The 18678-nt window shown below is 34.1% G+C and carries 17 protein-coding genes; 4 read left to right on the top strand and 13 right to left on the bottom strand.

Features of this window, described 5'->3' with window-relative positions:
• Nucleotides 1-212 precede the first annotated feature (212 nt).
• Both QTL86_RS03920 and QTL86_RS03915 read right to left on the bottom strand, forming a co-directional pair.
• Complete coding sequence (locus QTL86_RS03920) at nt 213-2285, bottom strand: TIM-barrel domain-containing protein (RefSeq protein WP_410496559.1); 2073 nt, start codon at nt 2283-2285, stop codon at nt 213-215.
• Nucleotides 2286-2417: 132 nt separating this feature from the next.
• On the bottom strand, nt 2418-4748 hold the full coding sequence (locus QTL86_RS03915; protein WP_410496558.1) for a WD40/YVTN/BNR-like repeat-containing protein: 2331 nt from the start codon (nt 4746-4748) through the stop codon (nt 2418-2420).
• A 271-nt stretch (nt 4749-5019) separates the two neighbouring features.
• Between QTL86_RS03915 and QTL86_RS03910 the strand changes: the two genes are divergently transcribed.
• A complete protein-coding gene (locus tag QTL86_RS03910; protein ID WP_013657672.1) occupies nt 5020-5538 on the top strand; it encodes a LiaI-LiaF-like domain-containing protein in 519 nt (172 codons plus the stop codon).
• Nucleotides 5539-5655: 117 nt separating this feature from the next.
• Here the strand turns inward: QTL86_RS03910 and QTL86_RS03905 are convergent, their stop codons facing one another.
• Entirely contained in the window at nt 5656-6681 is a 1026-nt protein-coding gene (locus tag QTL86_RS03905) for a stalk domain-containing protein (RefSeq protein WP_410496557.1), read from the bottom strand.
• Nucleotides 6682-6801: 120 nt separating this feature from the next.
• A complete protein-coding gene (locus QTL86_RS03900) occupies nt 6802-7881 on the bottom strand; it encodes a hypothetical protein (protein ID WP_410496556.1) in 1080 nt (359 codons plus the stop codon).
• A gap of 267 nt (nt 7882-8148) precedes the next feature.
• Between QTL86_RS03900 and QTL86_RS03895 the strand changes: the two genes are divergently transcribed.
• Nucleotides 8149-8742, top strand: coding sequence for a chromate transporter (locus tag QTL86_RS03895; RefSeq protein ID WP_127067102.1), 594 nt, complete (start codon nt 8149-8151; stop codon nt 8740-8742).
• A gap of 1 nt (nt 8743) precedes the next feature.
• On the top strand, nt 8744-9304 hold the full coding sequence (locus QTL86_RS03890) for a chromate transporter (RefSeq protein WP_410496555.1): 561 nt from the start codon (nt 8744-8746) through the stop codon (nt 9302-9304).
• Here QTL86_RS03890 and QTL86_RS03885 read toward each other — a convergent pair.
• The 4 genes from QTL86_RS03885 to QTL86_RS03870 all read right to left on the bottom strand — a co-directional run bounded on the left by QTL86_RS03885 (nt 9301) and on the right by QTL86_RS03870 (nt 13746).
• Nucleotides 9301-10185 carry a LysR family transcriptional regulator gene (locus tag QTL86_RS03885; RefSeq protein ID WP_410496554.1) on the bottom strand — a complete coding sequence of 295 codons (885 nt, stop codon included), beginning with the start codon at nt 10183-10185 and terminating at the stop codon, nt 9301-9303. The two genes, QTL86_RS03890 and QTL86_RS03885, sit on opposite strands and share 4 nt — an antisense overlap.
• Nucleotides 10186-10305: 120 nt before the next feature.
• On the bottom strand, nt 10306-12171 hold the full coding sequence (locus QTL86_RS03880; RefSeq protein WP_410496553.1) for a methyl-accepting chemotaxis protein: 1866 nt from the start codon (nt 12169-12171) through the stop codon (nt 10306-10308).
• Nucleotides 12165-12377, bottom strand: coding sequence for a hypothetical protein (locus QTL86_RS03875; protein WP_410496552.1), 213 nt, complete (start codon nt 12375-12377; stop codon nt 12165-12167). The genes QTL86_RS03880 and QTL86_RS03875 overlap by 7 nt, the downstream gene beginning before the upstream one ends.
• A gap of 178 nt (nt 12378-12555) precedes the next feature.
• Complete coding sequence (locus QTL86_RS03870) at nt 12556-13746, bottom strand: iron-containing alcohol dehydrogenase (protein WP_410496551.1); 1191 nt, start codon at nt 13744-13746, stop codon at nt 12556-12558.
• A 286-nt stretch (nt 13747-14032) separates the two neighbouring features.
• On the opposite strand from QTL86_RS03870, the gene QTL86_RS03865 reads away from it, so the two are divergent.
• The gene (locus QTL86_RS03865; RefSeq protein WP_410496550.1) at nt 14033-14974 is read left to right on the top strand and encodes a LysR family transcriptional regulator; all 942 of its coding nucleotides are present in this window, start codon (nt 14033-14035) and stop codon (nt 14972-14974) included.
• 62 nt (nt 14975-15036) lie between these two features.
• On the opposite strand, the gene QTL86_RS03860 is transcribed toward QTL86_RS03865, so the two are convergent.
• The 5 genes from QTL86_RS03860 to QTL86_RS03840 form a co-directional block, all read right to left on the bottom strand.
• On the bottom strand, nt 15037-15885 hold the full coding sequence (locus tag QTL86_RS03860) for a mechanosensitive ion channel family protein (RefSeq protein WP_410496549.1): 849 nt from the start codon (nt 15883-15885) through the stop codon (nt 15037-15039).
• 70 nt (nt 15886-15955) lie between these two features.
• Entirely contained in the window at nt 15956-16645 is a 690-nt protein-coding gene (locus tag QTL86_RS03855; RefSeq protein WP_410496548.1) for a FadR/GntR family transcriptional regulator, read from the bottom strand.
• Between the two features lie 17 nt (nt 16646-16662).
• Entirely contained in the window at nt 16663-17355 is a 693-nt protein-coding gene (locus QTL86_RS03850; protein WP_410496547.1) for an LrgB family protein, read from the bottom strand.
• Complete coding sequence (locus QTL86_RS03845; protein WP_013657684.1) at nt 17336-17710, bottom strand: CidA/LrgA family protein; 375 nt, start codon at nt 17708-17710, stop codon at nt 17336-17338. Before QTL86_RS03845 ends, QTL86_RS03850 begins: the two co-directional genes overlap by 20 nt.
• 160 nt (nt 17711-17870) lie before the next feature.
• Entirely contained in the window at nt 17871-18491 is a 621-nt protein-coding gene (locus QTL86_RS03840) for a PH domain-containing protein (protein ID WP_013657685.1), read from the bottom strand.
• Nucleotides 18492-18678 lie beyond the last annotated feature (187 nt).

Here is an 18678-nt window from a genome sequence, read left to right as displayed (position 1 = left end):
CCCCTCATTATAACTGAATGTTATAAAAAAAACGACTTTTCTTTTAAGAATAAAACGGGCAAAATAATAAGGGGGTTGTCGCGCTAAAAGCATATACCTTATAAATATACAGTTTATTAGGCTAAAACAAATTTAATTGCCTTGATGATTGTATAAATATAAGCTGAAATGCTTAATGCGACAGCCCCACAGTTTTAAACATATTTTTCTCTTTATACTTCATAAATAGAATAGTTTTTTCCTTCTCTCATCATAACAGGGATGACTTCTAATGGTGTAGGTGTTGTGATTACTTGACCCCCTTCGTAGGTTTGTTTTGTATAAGCATCCACCCACTTAGTGCCTTCTGGTAAATAGACCTGCCTTTCCTTCATACCTGCTTCCATGACAGGCGCTACTAATAAATCAGGGCCGAACATATATTGGTCTTCTACCTCCCAACATTTTGCATCTTGTGGAAAATCGAAGAACATAGGACGCATAACGGGCTCACCCTTATCACTAGCTGTTTTCATACATGCTCTTATGTAAGGACGTAAACGTTCACGAATAAAGAGGAATTGTTTTAAAATCTCATAGTTATCTTCTCCAAAACTCCACACTTCATTGTCTTGTCCTGAGGTTAATTGACGCACACCATTAATAAATTCTTCTTCTCTTTCATACCATGGTGAACGTTCTCCATGCATACGAAAAACTGGACAAAAAGCGCCCCAAGCAAACCAGCGCACTAATAATTCTTGAAAAGCTTTATCTTTAATATCTCCACCTAAGAAACCACCAATATCAGAAGTCCACCAAGGAATGCCTGCAATCCCCATATTCAGTCCTGCTTGAAGCTGCTCCCTCATTGCCCTAAAGGAAGAGTAAATATCTCCTGACCAAGTCAGTACGCCATATTTTTGGCTACCTGCCCAAGCACATCTAACCAAACTTAAAATCTCTGTTTCTCCCTCAGCTTTTAAACCATCATAAAAGCCTTTAGCATACATTGCTGGGTAAATATTAGTACACATTAAAGCTGGTCCTTCATAATAACGGTAATTGTCAAAATCGTAAGGTCCATACTCAGGTTCAGCTTCATCTAACCAAAAACAGCGAATGCCTTTATTATAATAATGCTCTTTGCAACGTTCCCATACAAATTGCTGTGCACCTGGATGAGTAGCATCATAAAAAATCGTATTTCCCATCCAAGTCATATGATTTTCATTACCACGGTCTGCATGTACTAGGTAACCTCTATCAGCCATTTCTCCGAAATTCTCACTTTTTTCATCTATGGTAGGCCATACAGAAACTACAGTTTCAATACCCATCTCTTTGAGTTCCTTCACCATAGCTTCTGGATCTGGCCAATCGCGTGGCTCAAATTTAAAATCCCCTTGTCTGGTCCAGTGGAAAAAGTCAACGACAATAGCATCCATAGGAAGTCCTCTTCTTTTATGTTCCCTCGCTACACTTAGAAGCTCCTCTTGATTACGATAACGTAATTTACATTGCCAATACCCTAAACCAAACTCTGGCATCATTGGTGTTCTACCTGTTACAGCGCTATATTGCTCTTCTATTTCACTCGGTGTATCCCCTGCTGTAATATAATAATCTAACTTCTTGGTTCGCTGTGCACACCACTCCGTCTTATTAGTACCAAAATGAGCTGTTCCTATAGCTGGATTATTCCATAAAAAGCCATAACCACGACTAGAAATCATAAAAGGAACACTAGCTTGACTATTACGATGAGCAAGTTCTAATAAAGCCCCCTTTTTATTCAGCTGACGATCTTGATACTGACCCATTCCAAATATTTTTTCGTCATCAAAAGCTTCAAAACGTGCCATTAAGGTATAATCGCTGCTTCCTGCTATAGGTTTTAATTCCCTTGCATCTATACGTAGTGGCACACAATACCGATTTAAACGATTACGATTACGCCAGTATTCAGCTGTTAATAACTCTCCTTTTTGATTGTAATAGCTAATCCAACCTTCATGAGAAACTTTAGCTGTAATCTTGCCATTAGTGATACTTGCTTCTGTGGCTTTCATATGATACGCCTTATAAGCTTCTTCTTTGTACCATGGGTCTGTGACATCTATTTCATTAAACACAATGGTTGCCTTACAGTCTTCTACCTTTTCGGTTAAAGCCCAGTCCTTAGTATCCATAACTGCTTCTTTGGTCATTCTTACCCTAAGACCATTCATTCCCCAAGGTTCAATCCATACCTCAACTAACCCTTCTGCTATAATGAGTTTATTATTCTCTTGTTGTAATCTCATGCTACCCTTCCTCCTTATTAATTCCTTTTTTATTTGCTTCAATCTTTTTAACTAATTGTATTTAATTCAATATGTAAATTTATTCCATATTCTAAAGTGCTCATTTTATTTTCAAATAGTTAAAGTATTACTTTAACCTTCTTCACTAATAGGCTCTCCATATAAAACGCCCCTTGAACCTGTTGCAATAAAGAATCTCCCAAAAGTACGACTATCTCCCTCTATACTGTTAATGTCACCAAACATCTGATGCTCAGTATTTAATTTTACCCATGTTTTTCCCTCATCTAAAGAACGATAAAAACCATAACCACCTTTTAAATCCCCACAAATATATAAGGCTTTATCCTCTTTAAAATAATCACCATTAGGTCTTATAACTCCTAGCCCAATACGATAAATGATTTCGTCTTCATCACTAAGCTTCTTTAAGGAGAGCTGATCTTCACGCGCATCATACTGCATCTTCCATAGGCCTTTTTCTCTTAGAGCCATATAAAAAATACCTTCTTTTCCACTTTCTCCTCTAATTTCAGTCAGATTAGCGCAGTCAATCAAAGCAAAGTTCACTCCTTTAATCTGCTGATTTACTGGATACTCTTTAAAAGAAGCTCCACTATCTTTACTTATATAAATGCTCCCTTCACTATCAAAGCCATACATAAGCCGGCTATTCATGCGATCCGCAAACACTTTCATACCTCTATGATTAATGCGCTTATTCTCTAAGTTATAAATCTCACAGCATTTAAAACTTTTTCCTCCATCTTCACTGTGAATCATGGTACGCATAGGTAGTTCTATATTGTCAGCAATACTCCATACCAAATGGTCACAATCAGGTGATAAAGCTACCCACCCAGCATTTACATTAGGTTGTTCAATATACCTTAGCTTTTCATCTATTTCCTTAGACAAACCATATGGCATCTTTAGTCTTTCAAAAGTTTTTCCTTGGTCTTTGGATAAAATAAGACCACCTTTTGTTTTACCTGTCCAATTACCTCTGGCTGTCACCACTAGTACCTCCGGATTTAGATCAGAATAGTCTGCATTAATACAAGTAATATAACGATTCCCCTCGGTATCTGCAAAGGAATTGTCACAAGCCACCTTAAGGTCTTCAAAAGCAAATCCACCTAGATCTCCTAATATATCGATGAGCTTTACCTTTCCTGCTGGAGGACTGTATACATTAAGATGTACTGTTTCTTCGATTCCTGTTGTATAATCTTGAAAATGAGGTAAAGTACTCATCAAATCTTTAGAACCAAAGATTCCTGTTCCTGAATTAAACCATACTTCATTCCCATTAAAAGGATTAATTTTAATATCACTTAGCCAATGCAAAATGGAATGACCACCATTGTATTCTGGCTTCATATAAGAAGTAACAAAGCTTAAATTACCTAACTTCAAATCATCTAGTACAGTTTCCCAATGTTCACCATAATCAAAAGAGCGATAAATACAATCTCCATCATCTTTACACAAGGTTGTAGCCACTAATAATCCTGGCTGCGTTTTACAAGCACTTATTCCACTAAAACCGTATTCTAAATCTTCATTCGTTTCACTCTCCCTATAAGGCGTTATTTCCCTATAAGAGATGATCTTACCCTTGGTATCTCTTTCATAACGAATAATTCTACCGGCTAAAGCATCTCCTGAATCGCAGCTATAGCCATTCTCTTTCACATAAGACCGCCTACCTGTTTCTGAAAAGGTAATATATAAATAGTTACCATCATCACCATAACGTTGTGCCACATAACCTGACATTCTAGAACCTACCACATGAGATTTTTCAGGTTGCCATAGCTTTTCAAAATGGCTGCCTCCATCATAAGATACATACAAGCTATGACCTCTTTCCTTATCACTTTGCTTTGTTGTCACACCTGCAGTACCTACCACTAATGTTTTGGCATCCTTTGACTGCCATACAAAAGTCATGTACTTCTCAGCCTGTACTTCTAAACTCTCCCATGACTTTCCTAAATCTTTACTTCTCAAAAGGCCACCTTGCTGACTGGCAAAATAAATAGTCTGATCTTCCTTAGCATCTACAATCAGTCTCAGACCTGTCCCTCTACCATTCAAATTACCATGTACTAAAGTAGGAATATTTTCATAAGTAAAGCTTTTCCCACCATCCTGAGAAATAGCTAAAACACCTTTATTTTCTTTATTAACACCACAAGCGATTAATAAACATTCTGGTTGATTCGTGTTTAAACCAATGGCTATAGGATAACTTTCACTTAAATCTGTTTGTGTTACATGATCTATTAAACTTTTCCACTTGTTCATTTCATAATCATAACGGTAAACGCCACCTATGTCTGTTCTGGCATAAAGTACATCTGGCTTTTGCGGATGAAATACAAAGCCTGTTACATAGCCCCCTCCTGGTATGGGTGCATGCTCATAGTGATATGGTATTTGCTTTTTAATTGTCACAACACTTCCCCCTTGTATTCGATTTTCCTTTTGTTTTACATACTTCTTGCTTTAACGGTATTATAGCTAATCCTTCTTCTTTAAGATACCCTAAAATGTTAAGCATTTTTACCGTTATATCTATTGGAATCATATTTTATTTATAACATTTTAACAAATCAAAATAAACCAACTCTCTATTATTTATCATCAAATTTTAATTTTTCTCTCACACTTTTCTAAGAGGTACACCTTATACTAAATTTATATTAAAGATAACGGAGGATTAAATATGGATCGCACATCATTACAATCAAAGAAATTTTGGGGACTTATTTTACTAGCCTTAGGTATTTATGGTATTTTAAATAACTTTTTTGACTTTAATTTTTTTAGTATGAGCCATTTATGGCCACTATTTGTACTAATTCCTGGTTTAGCTTTCGAATATAGCTATTTTTCTACAAGACGTGCTCCGGGGGTCTTAGTACCTGGTGGTATTTTAACAACACTCGGTCTACTCTTTTTATTTGAAACTAGTACCCATTGGTTTTTCTCAGCTTACACTTGGCCAGTTTATATTTTAGCCCCTGCTATTGGTCTCTTTCAACTTTACTTATATGGTGGACGTTGCAAGGGCTTATTAATCCCTGTCGGTATTTTAACAACTGTTGCAGTTACTTGCTTTTCTTCTACTGTTCTTGGCCATTTCTTCTTCTTTATTAATGGTTCTATCGTTTGGCCAGTTGCTTTAGTACTTATAGGTTTATTTATCTTATTGGGTAAAAGTGATTCGACTAAGCATATGTAAAATAAAAAGAGGCTGTCACAAAACGTCTATCAAATACAAGATATAGTCCAGCCCAAACTAATTGTTGGTTAAGTCTTGTATTAGAAAGTTATTTCGTGGCTACCTCTTTTTTACTGTTTACTTTAAATCGGCATCTGGTAATAAACTCAAATAGCTTAAATCGCCTCTTGCTTCGCTAATAAGCCAATAGTTGTTGCCTTCTAATGTATATTTCTTAATCGTAATTTGTTCTTTTACTGTTTCAAACACCTGTCCTTGAAGCATCTCTTCTACTGCTAAAGTATAAACTAAAGTATCTTCTGCTTGCTGCTTCTTATCTAAAATCGTTACCTTGCCTGCTGAAGGACTAGAACCACCTGTTACCCAACCTCGTTTACTTGCTAATACCTGTTGTTTTAGTTCTGGTGAAAGACTACTATACTGCAATGCACCACTTCTTACTTGTTGACCTCTAATCCATAAAGCTAAAGTTTCTTCTGGTGTAAGAGGTGCCAGCACCTTTTGCATGCTTTCTAACTCTTTTTCAATTTGCTCTGGTGTAGGATAAACTATTTCAAGGCCTTCTGAAATCTTAGTAAGTTCTGCTAAAAAAATAGTATTAAACCATTCTGGTGTTACATAAAGCCGGTTGTTTTTAAAAGCATAATCATACGCTGCAAAAGATATGTTAAAGCCATCATCATCAATGGTGATACCAATAGGTTTTTGATGCAACATGAAAGTATCATTATTTTTTAATGGATACGAAGGTATTTCTAAAGTTTTAACTCGATCTGGCAACTTATAAGTAGTGTCTTGATTTTCACTGGTTAAGCCATTTAAGTATGATAAATAAAGATGTGCTTCTTGATAAGTAGGATTTTCTATAGTTACAGTTCGTGTTTTTTGATCCCAGCTCACTGCTATTCCCATTTGCATCACTAACCATCTAAGAGGATAAAGCTGATGTCCTTTTATTTCTAAAACTCCACCTGGTATCTCTAAAAGCTGACCATTTAAAAGAATTTGGTTACCACTCTCTTGAAGCACTTGTGCTTTTTCTGTACCACTTTTAAGTGCTACTTGTTGCATGTCAGTATTAGCATAAATAGTTTGACCGAACAACATAATACTTATTGCTAATGCTAAGCCTCTTTTTTTCATCCTATCACGTCCTTTAAATCTTTGCTTCTTACCTATTAATATACGCCTCTCTCTCTTTTTTGCAAGCAAAAAATACACTTAAGTCGGTTTTTTGTCCTACTTAAGTGTATTTGATACATTTTACAATACTTCTTCTAGACTCTCATAAAAGGTGCTACCAAATTCATGGCATAAAAGAGCCTTATTAACCTTATAAACTGGTCTATAATCTTCTTCTTTAAAAACATCATTGTGAGCTTTTTTATTAATACAACGTAGTTCTACTTCAAGTGTATTATAACTTCCCCAACGTCCAAAACGATGTGCAAAGTCTTCACTTACTACAGAAGTTAAAAGTAGAAGTTTTCTTTGCTTATTTGTAATGAGTTCAATAATCTCTAATGGATACATTAAACAGGATAGTGGACATAGTTCATAAATAGGAATGTCTCTCTTTAATGCATAACTGTGGGCTATACATTTATATATTCCCCCTTCTTCCACTAGTAATGCACAATGGCCATCACATTCATTAATAGAGCCATCAGAAGCAATAAGACCGCCCTTAGCTAGAACTTTCTTATAGGTTGCTTCATCATAGGCTTTTACTTCTTCTTCAATATTTAAAAGATGCTTATCAAAGACCTTTTTATTACGAGGTCCTAAATTACAAGGACTTCCACAACAACAGCCATATTTATATAACTTCGTACAAGCAAAACAATTTAAGTTAATTTCATGTTTTAATGCTTCTTCATCAACTAAAAATATCTGTTCCTCCTTTTCAATTACACTAAGTTTTTGTGTCAATAGATAGCTTTTTAAATCTTCTAACTGACTTGTAAAACTATCCTCCATGTCGTAATATTCCGCATCTATAACACTATTTAATAATTTTTCTAGACGTCTATCTTTTTCACTTAAGTCACCACTTGTAGTCGTTATTAAAGTTTTTTCCTCATCTACTAAATCTGTAATAGCTGGTAATTTTTTTTGCAAATGTTTAACTAGCTTATTTATATTTAACTGTATACTGCTATTAATCTTTATCTTAAGACTATTAGACCGCATCTCTATTTGCTTTAATAAAAGATTTTGTTCTTCACATAAATGAGCTATATGCTCTTGAGCCATTTCTTGTATTTCTTCTTCGAAGCTAGGCTTATTTCCTTGGGTATACCAAGTAATGGTATAGTACCATTTAGATTCATTATCTATCATATTATTTCCTCGTCTTACTTATTGATATCACTTTCATTTTCTTCTTGTAGCTACTCAGCCGCTAATATACACTATTTTATGCGGCTGAAGAGTTATCTCCCTTTTATCTTAATATGAGATTTAATGACTGTCTATGCAGAAAGCTATTATAGGTATTTACCTATGTCTTTCATAACAACTATTTATTTTACAAATAATCATTTTCCCTTTACACTATTTCTATAATTAAGTTAAAACTTACTCAAACACATAAGGAGAGTGAACACCATGTCACATAAAAAAGCAACTCAACATGGACATTTGTTATGGCAACTTTTCATCTCCACCTTTATGCTAAGTGCTTGTACTTTTGGTGGTGGTTTTGTTATTGTTTCGCTGATGAAAAAAAAATTTGTTGAAGAATTAGGTTGGATTGAAGAAAGTGAAATGCTGGATATTACAGCTATTGCTCAATCTTCACCAGGTCCTATTCCTATTAATGCTTCTGTTATTTTAGGTTATCGTATGAGGGGTATAATAGGCTCAATTGTAGCAGTACTAGGGACTTCCATCCCACCGCTTGTGATTATTTCTATTATTGCTGTATTTTATGATGCTTTTCGTCATAATGCCGTTATTGCTACTGCCCTTTTAGTCATGCGTGCTGGTGTAGCAGCTGTAATATGTGATGTTGTCATTAATCTAGCTAAAAATATTATCCGTACAGGAAATCGTTTTTACATGGTGCTTATGGTCATTACCTTTGTCATGACCTACTTTATGGGTATTAGCGCCATGACCATTATTTTACTTTGTATTGCCATTGGACTCATCACACTTTTACTAGAAATGAAACGCAATAAACAACAAGGAGACTGCTAATATGTTACTTCAATTATTTTTAAGCTTTCTAAAAGTAGGCCTATTTAGTGTAGGCGGTGGTTATGCGGCTATTCCTCTTATACAAAATCAAATTGTTAATGTACATGGTCTTATGACTATGGCTGAATTTACAGATTTAATAACTATAGCAGAAATGACACCAGGTCCTATTTCTATTAATTCGGCCACCTTCGTAGGAACACAATTAGCAGGACTACCTGGCGCGCTTATTTGTACTTTAGGTTGCATTTTACCTGCATTTATACTTTGTCTTATACTAGCTCATTTTTATTATAAATATCGTAACTTATCTGGGGTTCAAACCATTTTAGCAAGTCTTAGACCTGCTGTTGTAGCACTTATTAGTTCTGCAGGACTTGCTATCTTATCTCTTGCACTATTTAATGCTGATAAGTCTGAAATTGTTTTAGCCAACTTTAGACCTATTGAATTTTGTTTATTTATAGGTGGTTTAGTAGCCTTAAGAAAATTTAAGCTCAACCCGATTATGGTCATTTTCGGTTCCGGTATTATTGGTACTTTAGTTTATAGTATCTTTTAAGCTTTCAAACCATTTGCTCGTAAACAGTCTAAAAAACTCATTAACTGCTTAGATAAAAACTTATCCTTATGAGATACAACGCAGATTTGTCTAGATAAGCTTATGCCTTCTAGTTCAATGATGTGTAGTATCTCTTTTTTTACTTCTTGCTCAATTGTACGTGCTGAAAACACTGCAATGCCTTGTCCTGCAATAGCCGCTGCTTTAATAGCCTCGGTATTTGTACACTCCCATTTAACTTCCATCATTACCTGATGTTCCTCAAGATGCCTACGAAATAAGCTTCTTATACCACTCCCTTCTTCTCTGCAAATCAAGTGATGTCCTTGTAGCGCAGTAATAGGTAGTGACTTTTGACCATATAAAGGATGCTTTTTCCCAACTGCTACTACGAGGGGGTCTTGACATACGGATTGCTTTACTAAATCCGATGCGTTAACTTCTCCTTCAATAATGCCTACATCCAATTGGCTATTTAAAAGCATTTCTTGTAGTATATAGGTATTATTAACAGTCACTTTAATCTTAACTTGTGGGTTTTGCTCTTCAAAAGTAGTAATCATCGGTTCAAGCATATAAGTCCCTGCTGTAATGGTAGCACCTATACGTAAGTTCACTTTCTCTCCCAAATGATTTAAGTTCACTTCCATTTCATCAAAGGATTGAAGGATATGCTGCGCATATTGAAATAGTAACTGACCATTTTCTGTAATGTAGAGTTTTTTAGAAAGCCTTTCAAAAAGTTTAATGCCATAATAATCTTCTATTTCTTTAATAGCCTGACTCACTGAAGGCTGAGAAATAAAAAGTGATTTGGCTGCAATCCCCATCTTCCCCTCCTTGACTACTGCTACAAAAATCCTTAAATGCCTAATTGTCATACCTGATCTCCTTTATTACCTAGTTACTTCTATTATAACCCATCTATTCCTTATATAAATAGTATCAAAAAACACTAGATGATTATTGGCTTTTAACCACTTCATCTAGTGTTTCTGGGCTTATAGTTTGAAATTTTCTATTGAACTTTCTAAGCGCTTCATGGATTCAACTAAATTTTGAGATAATACAGATAGATTTTGAATCACTCCTTTTTGTTCCTCACTAAACGCACTCACTTCTTCAGTGGCAGCTGTAGATTCTTCTATAACAGCTGCAATATTAGAAATCTTGCTACTTGTTTCACTACGAAGTTTATTCATGTCATCAACTTGATTATTAATATGGCTTAGCTCTTCATCCATGTGTTGTAAAATGGAAATCATATCTTTAAATATAACAGCAGTCTTATCCACTGCTTGATTTTGCTTATTAAAGATTTCATTTGCTTTTCCCACAAGTTCAGTCGTATTCAGTGTTTTATTTTCTATCTCTTGCAATGTCTTTCCTATGGTTACAGTAGAAGATTTAGATTGCTCTGCTAACTTTCTCACCTCTTCAGCAACTACTGCAAAGCCTTTTCCGACTTCTCCTGCACGTGCTGCTTCAATACTTGCATTAAGGGCCAAAAGATTGGTTTGCTCACTAATACTATCTAAAAATTTCATCATTTTTTCAATGCCTTTATTAAGCTCATTTAATTCTCCAACACTAGCGTTCATTTCCTTAGTAATACTTATTGATGAGGCCATTGTTGTATTTAATAAAGTCATTGTATCAGATGCTTCATGAAGCATTTCTTTAGCACCCTGTGTGTTCTTATAGATATTTTGTGTTTTCTCGCTAACCATTTGTATACTGTCTCCAAGGTTAGCCATTGCCACAACCCCTTCTTGAGTATCAGAAGCTTGATGATTTGCACCTTCAGCTATTTCACCTACTGAAGTAGTTAATTGTGTGAATCCTTCTACCGTTTCATTCGTTGATTCAGAAAGAATTTGACTATTTTTTAAAGTACTTGCTACTACTTCTTTGGTTTCTTCTAAAAGCTTATGTATATTAAACATCATATGATTAAAACTCTTACATAACAAAGCTACTTCATTATGTCCTTTATTTGAAGCCTCAATAGTTAAATCCCCTTCTTCTGCTTTCTTCATAAGCTTCATCAGTTCAATGATAGGATTTGAAAATTTCTTAGCAATTCTTGTACCTACTACTATAGCTAAAGCAGCTACTACAAGTACTAAAATCCAAGTGAATAAACTTGCCATCTGTATACGTTCTGTAAGTGAACGTTCTGGTATCTGTACAATCATCTTCCAACCATTGCTCATGGTATGATAAGTAACTAATTGTTTGTCCACTATTGTAGAGCCATTTTCTTCACCATTTTCAATAGTTGTCCAAACTTTATCACTTATTTGAGCTTGCTCTGCTGGTTTACTATAAATGTTCTTTTTATTATTATCTACAATGACAATAGAAGAATCACTTAACAAATTAACCTGATCAATGGCAGATACCATTTTACTTAAATTAACTTCCATAACAATAATATCTTTTGAGGTCTTTTTATTATTTACTTTTCTAGCAATAAAGATACTATCTGATAAATCACCTATTCCAGCAATCCAGGTAGGTGTCATATCTATGTCATAATCTCTTATACGTTCTATAGACTCTATCTTATACTTATTAGATTCTCCCCCTGCTATAATCTCGCCATTGGTAGGTACGACCCATATATTAGTTACGGCACTATTTAATGAGAAAACAGCATTGATCTGAGAAGATATATTTCTACTACCTGTTAGTTTATCAAACATATCATCAGAATTATACTTTTCAAAATTATTTGTAGGAATAGTATTAGACACTACAAAATCTGTTATTTTCTGTTCAACTTGTGCATTAAATACCGTTATATTCTCAGAAACTTGTTTAATGATTTCTTCAGATAATTGTTGGGTCGTATCTCTTACCACATCTTTAGAAACCTTTGCTGAAAAATATTAACAATTAATAAGGGAATAATAGCAAAACATATACACATGGATATAATGCTTGACTTTATAGAAACAAATTTATCTTTTTTAGTAGCACTTTTTACTTTTAATTTTTCTTTCTGCTTAAGTGGCTTATTGGTTAACTTTTTTTTCTGTGCTAATTGAGTTCTACCTTTTTTTCGCATATACAATCTCCCTCTTTTTTCGCCTTATGTTAATCTCTTTTATTGTACCATGATTTATCTATTTTGTATAACAATATTTTAAAACTTTAGACAAAAAAATACATTTTGCACATTAAAAAAGCTGCTATCATATACTAGCAGCTTTTTTGCTTTATTTTGTAAGTAAGTATTATGTTTTCTAGAAGTTAACCTCTGTGCCATAGTAGCAGCATTTTAAGAGTTCTTCCATTTGTTTTTGATCTGGAATTCTTGGATTTGATCCTGTACAAGCATCACTAATAGCAAGAGCTGCTACTTCTGGAAGTTTTTCTAAGAATTCATCTTCTGGTACCATACCATTTTCATAGTCTTTAATGCATTTTGGAATATTGAGCGCTACATTATAGGCTTCAATTTTATCACAAAGCGCTTTAACTAAGCCTTCGGTCGTATCGCTTTCTAAGCCAATAAACTTGGCAATATCTGCATAACGTTTTGCTGCCACTTCGTCTTTGGCATTGAATCTAATCACTTGTGGTAAATACATCGCATTAGCACAGCCATGAACAATATGGCCATTTTTATAAGCTGCACCTGTTTTATGTGCCATAGAGTGAACGATTCCTAAAAGTGCATTAGAGAACGCCATACCTGCAAGGCATTGTGCATAGTGCATTTGCTCACGAGCTTCCATATCCCCCTCATAAGAAGCTTGTAAGTCATCAAAAATCATCTCAATTGCTTTTAAAGCAAGTGGATCTGTAAAGCAAGAATTGCAAGTAGAAACATAAGCTTCAATCGCATGAGTTAAAGCATCCATACCTGTATGTGCTGTTAATTGAGCTGGCATTGTTTCTGCAAGATTAGGATCTACAATAGCAATGTCAGGCGTAATATTAAAATCTGCTAAGGGATATTTAATACCTTTTGCATAATCTGTAATAACAGAGAAAGCTGTTACTTCAGTAGCAGTTCCTGAGGTAGAAGGAATAGCACAGAATTTAGCTTTTTGTCTAAGTGTTGGGAATGAGAAAGGCTGAATAATAGCTTCAAAAGTAGTTTCTGGATATTCATAGAAAACCCACATTGCTTTTGCCGCATCAATAGGCGAACCACCACCTATAGCTACAATCCAATCTGGCTCAAATTTGCGCATCACCTCTGCACCTTTCATAACGGTTTCTACAGATGGGTCTGGCTCAACATTTTCGAATAATTTTACTTCCATACCTGCTTCTTTTAAATTGTCTACAACTTGATCTAAGAATCCAAAGCGTTTCATAGAACCGCCACCAACTACTACAATTGCTTTTTTACCTGTTAAATTTTTTAATTCATTAATTGAACCTTTTCCATGATATAAATCTCTTGGTAATGTAAAGCGTGCCATGTTAATTCCCCCTATAATCTTTGTTGTGTAATGTTTTTCTTTCTTTGTTAATATTATAACACACTCATTTTTAAATCGGTAATATTAAATCAGAATACCCCTAATATATAAAAAACATTACTCATTTTTATATTTATAGCCATTTTTCATTATTTCTTTATTTAATAGTCTACAAATTTTTATTTACAGATTTTTTGTGTTACTATAGAACTATAAAATGATGTAACTGTTCAGTCTTACTACAATAACCAGCTACTAGAATCGTAAAGGAAATGAGAGGGATATTATGAATTTGCAACAACTACGTTATGTGCTTGAAGTTGAGAAATCTAGTTCCATTACCCGAGCAGCTAAAAATCTTTTTATGGGACAGCCTAATTTAAGTAAGGCCATTAAAGAGCTAGAGCTTGAAATTGGCATTACTATTTTTAAGCGTACACCTAAAGGTGTAGAGCCTACCCGCGACGGCAAACAATTTCTTCAGTATGCCAGAACTATTCTTTCACAAATGGATGAGTTAGAAAGCCTTTATAAAACGCATCATAAAGAAACCTTTAAATTAGCTGTTTCTGTTCCTAGGGCTACTTATATTTCTACTGCTTTCTCAAGGTTCTTAAATACTTCTTTAAAAGAAGAAAATGTAGAATCTTTGCCATTAAATATTCACTATAAAGAAACGAATGCCCATACTACTATCCAAGATGTTGCTACCGGCGAAAGTGACTTAGGTATTGTACGATATCAAAAGCTCCATGAAAGTTACTTTTTAGCACTTATTAAAGAACAAGGTCTACAGTATGAGTGTATCGGAGAATTTACCATGTGTATTATGCTACATAAAAATCATCCATTGGCAAATTATCAAGATATTCCTTTTCATGCCTTAGGCCAATACATAGAAATTTTACATGGTGACTTTCAAGAACCTAATTTGACTTTTAGTCATATTAGAAAAGGTGCTGATATGGATACGGCTCAAAAACGGATTTATATTTATGACCGTAGTAGCCAATTTGATTTGCTTGAACAAGTTAAAGGAACTTATTTATGGGTTAGCCCTATGCCTGAAGAAACCCTGAAAAAGCATAACTTAGTCACTAGAAAGTGTAGCCTTGCTTCTCCTACTACGGATATGATGATTTACCCACATAAGGATATGCTTAAATCTCATGAATTAGCTCTTATTAGTGTTTTACGCTCTACTTTAAATAACTTAAATCCAAAATAAACGTAATCCCCAAGACCTTAACTAAAATCTTGGGGATTACGTTTATCCATACTTTTTATTCCTTATAAAAGTTTAATATTATCCTTGTCTTGGATACACTTTAAAATTTCTTCCCATATCAGGTTCTCTGTTACTCTTACTTTTCTTGGTTCACAAAGGTAACGTAAGCTAAGCCATATAGCCCCATCTTTTATTTCCGTATAAATAATAGGTGTAAGATTATTATAACAAATTAAGTACTGTTTACTCGCAGTCTCTATTTGCTTCTTAGCTTCTTCGATGTAATCACTACTATACTTCTCTATAATCTCATAAAAAAGAGCTTTCGCTTGCTCCAAATCACTTGTTAAATCTAATTTAACCGTCATTTCATTCCAAATATACTTAAATCCTGTTTCATAGTTAGCTAAAGGACCTGAAAAAACAAGCATATTGGGCATATGTAAAATACGTCCTGTACTTTGTTCCTGCATAATACGATTACCTACCTCTAGCATGGTGAAGTGAAGAAGATTTACATCGATCACATCTCCTATTTGCCCTGCAACTTCTATACGTTCACCTACTTTAAAAGGTTTCGCAAATAGAATATAAAGACCTCCTATCAGATTCACAAAAACATCTCGAATGGCAATAGTAAACCCAGCTGATAAAAAGCCTAACAAAGTTAAGATAGATGTTGAGGATTTCTGCCATATGATAAGCAAACATAATAAATACAAAACAGCATAAATGCCACTTAATACTTTTCTATGTTTATATTTCCTTTCTTGTCCTTCCCCTATTGTTTTGATTAACTTTTGTGTATATTGTTTTAAGATAAGGATGATGATTAATGAGATAATACTATAAACTATTTTATTTATCATTGTATTAGAATGAATAATCTGCTCTTGAATCCATAACCACATGCGAATCGCTCCCCCTCTTTCTATGTTAATAGACACTTTCCCCTAGTATATAATACTTTTCTCACTTTCTCTACTGCAATTGATTGATAAGATCATAATGCGCATTAATAGCTGATAATCCTTTTTCTAAATTTTTTTCTTCTAGGCCTAAGTAGATTTGCATGTGAAACTGGGCTAACTGTTCTCGCTCATCTATGGTTGCTTTTTTAAGGGTTTTCTCTATTAATTCTTCACAAACACTAGCTAATGGCTCCACAATATTCATCATAAATCCATTGCCTGTTGCTTTAACAATAGCAAAGTGAAAGTTTCTATCAAATAAAATCTCATTCTCAAATCTTTCATTTAAGGGATTCACTAAACAACTTTTTATGTCTTTTAATTGCTGAGTAGATATACTTCTCATAGCTATCTTATAAGCTTCTAGTTCTATAGCTCTCCTTACTTCAGTAATATCCACATAGTCTACTTGTTTCATCAAAAGCATTAAACTAAAAGATTCTGTTAAGTTTTTCGAAAAATCTCCTAATAAATAGTTACCTGAGCCCTGTTTACTTTCAATAAGTCCGATATTCTCCATACTTCTTAAAGCTTCTCTAATGGAAGGACGTGAAATACCTAGTTTTTCAGAAAGCTTTCTTTCTGTTTCTAACTTACCTCCTATCTGAATTGTCCCATTTTTCATTTGCTCTTTTATATACTCAATGACCTTAATGTATTCTTTATTTTCCATACAATCTCCTTGTGCTGATGTGCTCATTTATGTATCACCATATCTCATATAAACGTAGCAAAAATCGAAGCTCCTATTACTGTTAAAAGACCAGAAATAGCTATAGATAAGCTACTCATAGCCCCTTCTATTCTTCCCATTTCTATGGCCTTTGCTGTTCCAATAGCATGTGCCGAGGTCCCTATAGCAATTCCCTTTGCCACCGGATGGTTAATTCTAAAAACTTTACAAATCGTCTCTGCTATCATATTTCCTAGAATACCTGTAATAATAATGACCGCTACTGTTATGGTGACCATTCCTCCTAGCTCTTCTGATACACCCATACCAATAGCCGTTGTAATGGATTTAGGAAGTAAAGTCACATACTGTTCGTGGCTAAAATGAAACACAAAGGCCATTACTAAGATACAAGTCAAACTCGTTAAAGCTCCTGAAAAAATCCCAATTAAAATAGCTGCCACATTTTTCTTTAATAATTCTAATTCTTCATAAAGCGGAATAGCCAAACATACGGTTGCTGGTGTAAGAAGATAACTGATATATTTTGCTCCTTGATTATAGGTATCATAGTCAATGTCACAGATTAATAAAAAAGCAACCACTACTATGATTGAAATCAACAATGGATTAAAGATTGTCTTTTTAAATTTCTTCTTAAGCACCATACCTAGCTCATATCCCGCTAGACTTATGAGCACTCCTAAAAAAGTAGAATTATATAACATCTCTTTCATCCTGATGACCTTCCTTCCTATATACTATCCATTGTGTTATTTTACCTGCTACTACCATGACTAGAACTGTAGAGATTAGGGTAATCACAATTACCTGTAATAAGATGGACTCAAGACTCTGCCAAGATACCATTAATCCTACCGCTGCTGGAATAAACATCATTGGCATAATTTCTATTAAGAATACGCCAGTCTCTTTTATCTGTTCTAAACGAATCACACCTGTCACTAGTAAAATAAGCATCAACACTAAACCATATATACTAGCTGGTATTGGTAAGGGTACTATGCTATTTAGTATTTCTCCAATAAAAGTGATTCCTAAAATAATGCCAAACTGCCTAACATATTTCATACTGTCCCCTCTTTTCTGATTGGTCTTACCAATTCAGCATTATATACTTTATTTCTAATTTTTTCAACACTATATGAATACATAAAAGAAAGGCATAGTAAAGCTAAATACAATAGAAAAGAGCCTTAAACTTAGCTAAAGCTAAATTTAAGGCTCTTTTCTATCCTAAATATTTCTCATAAGCTTCACAGAAGTCGCGCTTATGGTATTCTTTTCTTAAAGCTTCCATCCAATCTAAGTTAAAATTCGTTAATCTTTCTGTAATATCGACGATATCCCCTTGAATAACGTTTCTAGATAAATCTTCATTGGCCATTTTGAGGCCATTGACACCATCTCCAAACAGAGCTTCATTATGTTTTTGAATATAACTCACTTCAATAAGCGATTTATATAATTTTTTAAGTAACTCCATTTGATTTTTATCCACATCAATACTAAAGCCTTGCTCATTGATAAAGAATTTAATTTCAATATCTAAGTCAATAGTCCCTGCTGTTTCTAAAGTCACCTGAGATACCTTATAATATTTAAAGTCATAACGTTTAACAAGTCTTTTTTTCTCTATAGCTGACTTCCCATCTACATGAATAAGTCCATAATTAGTAAACACATACTCATCTGTTTTAGATTTAATAACAAAGAAGATTTTTTCTCCATCCTCTTGTAAAATAAAGTCATCTCCATCTACCTTATCAAAGTCTTGAGGTGAGATAATCTTACCAATATCTGATAGTCCTAAAGTATCTGCTGCTACTCTTCCTAAAAAACCACCTGCCATTTTTGGCTACCCCCTTATAAAAATTCATTTATATTTTTATTATAGCATATCTATATGCATTATTTCATTTTTTCTTTATTTCAATTCATTACCTCAATAAATACTTCTGCCTGTTTAGATCAATTGAATATAATAATCTCTCTAGATCCCATCTTTGCTGAAACTTATAATCTCATTATTGGCTTAA

The organism is Cellulosilyticum sp. ST5, from assembly GCF_046529625.1.
Classification (GTDB): domain Bacteria; phylum Bacillota; class Clostridia; order Lachnospirales; family Cellulosilyticaceae; genus Cellulosilyticum; species Cellulosilyticum lentocellum.
Note: the sequence above shows the minus strand (reverse complement) of the source record. Positions and strands in the feature narration are given on the sequence as shown.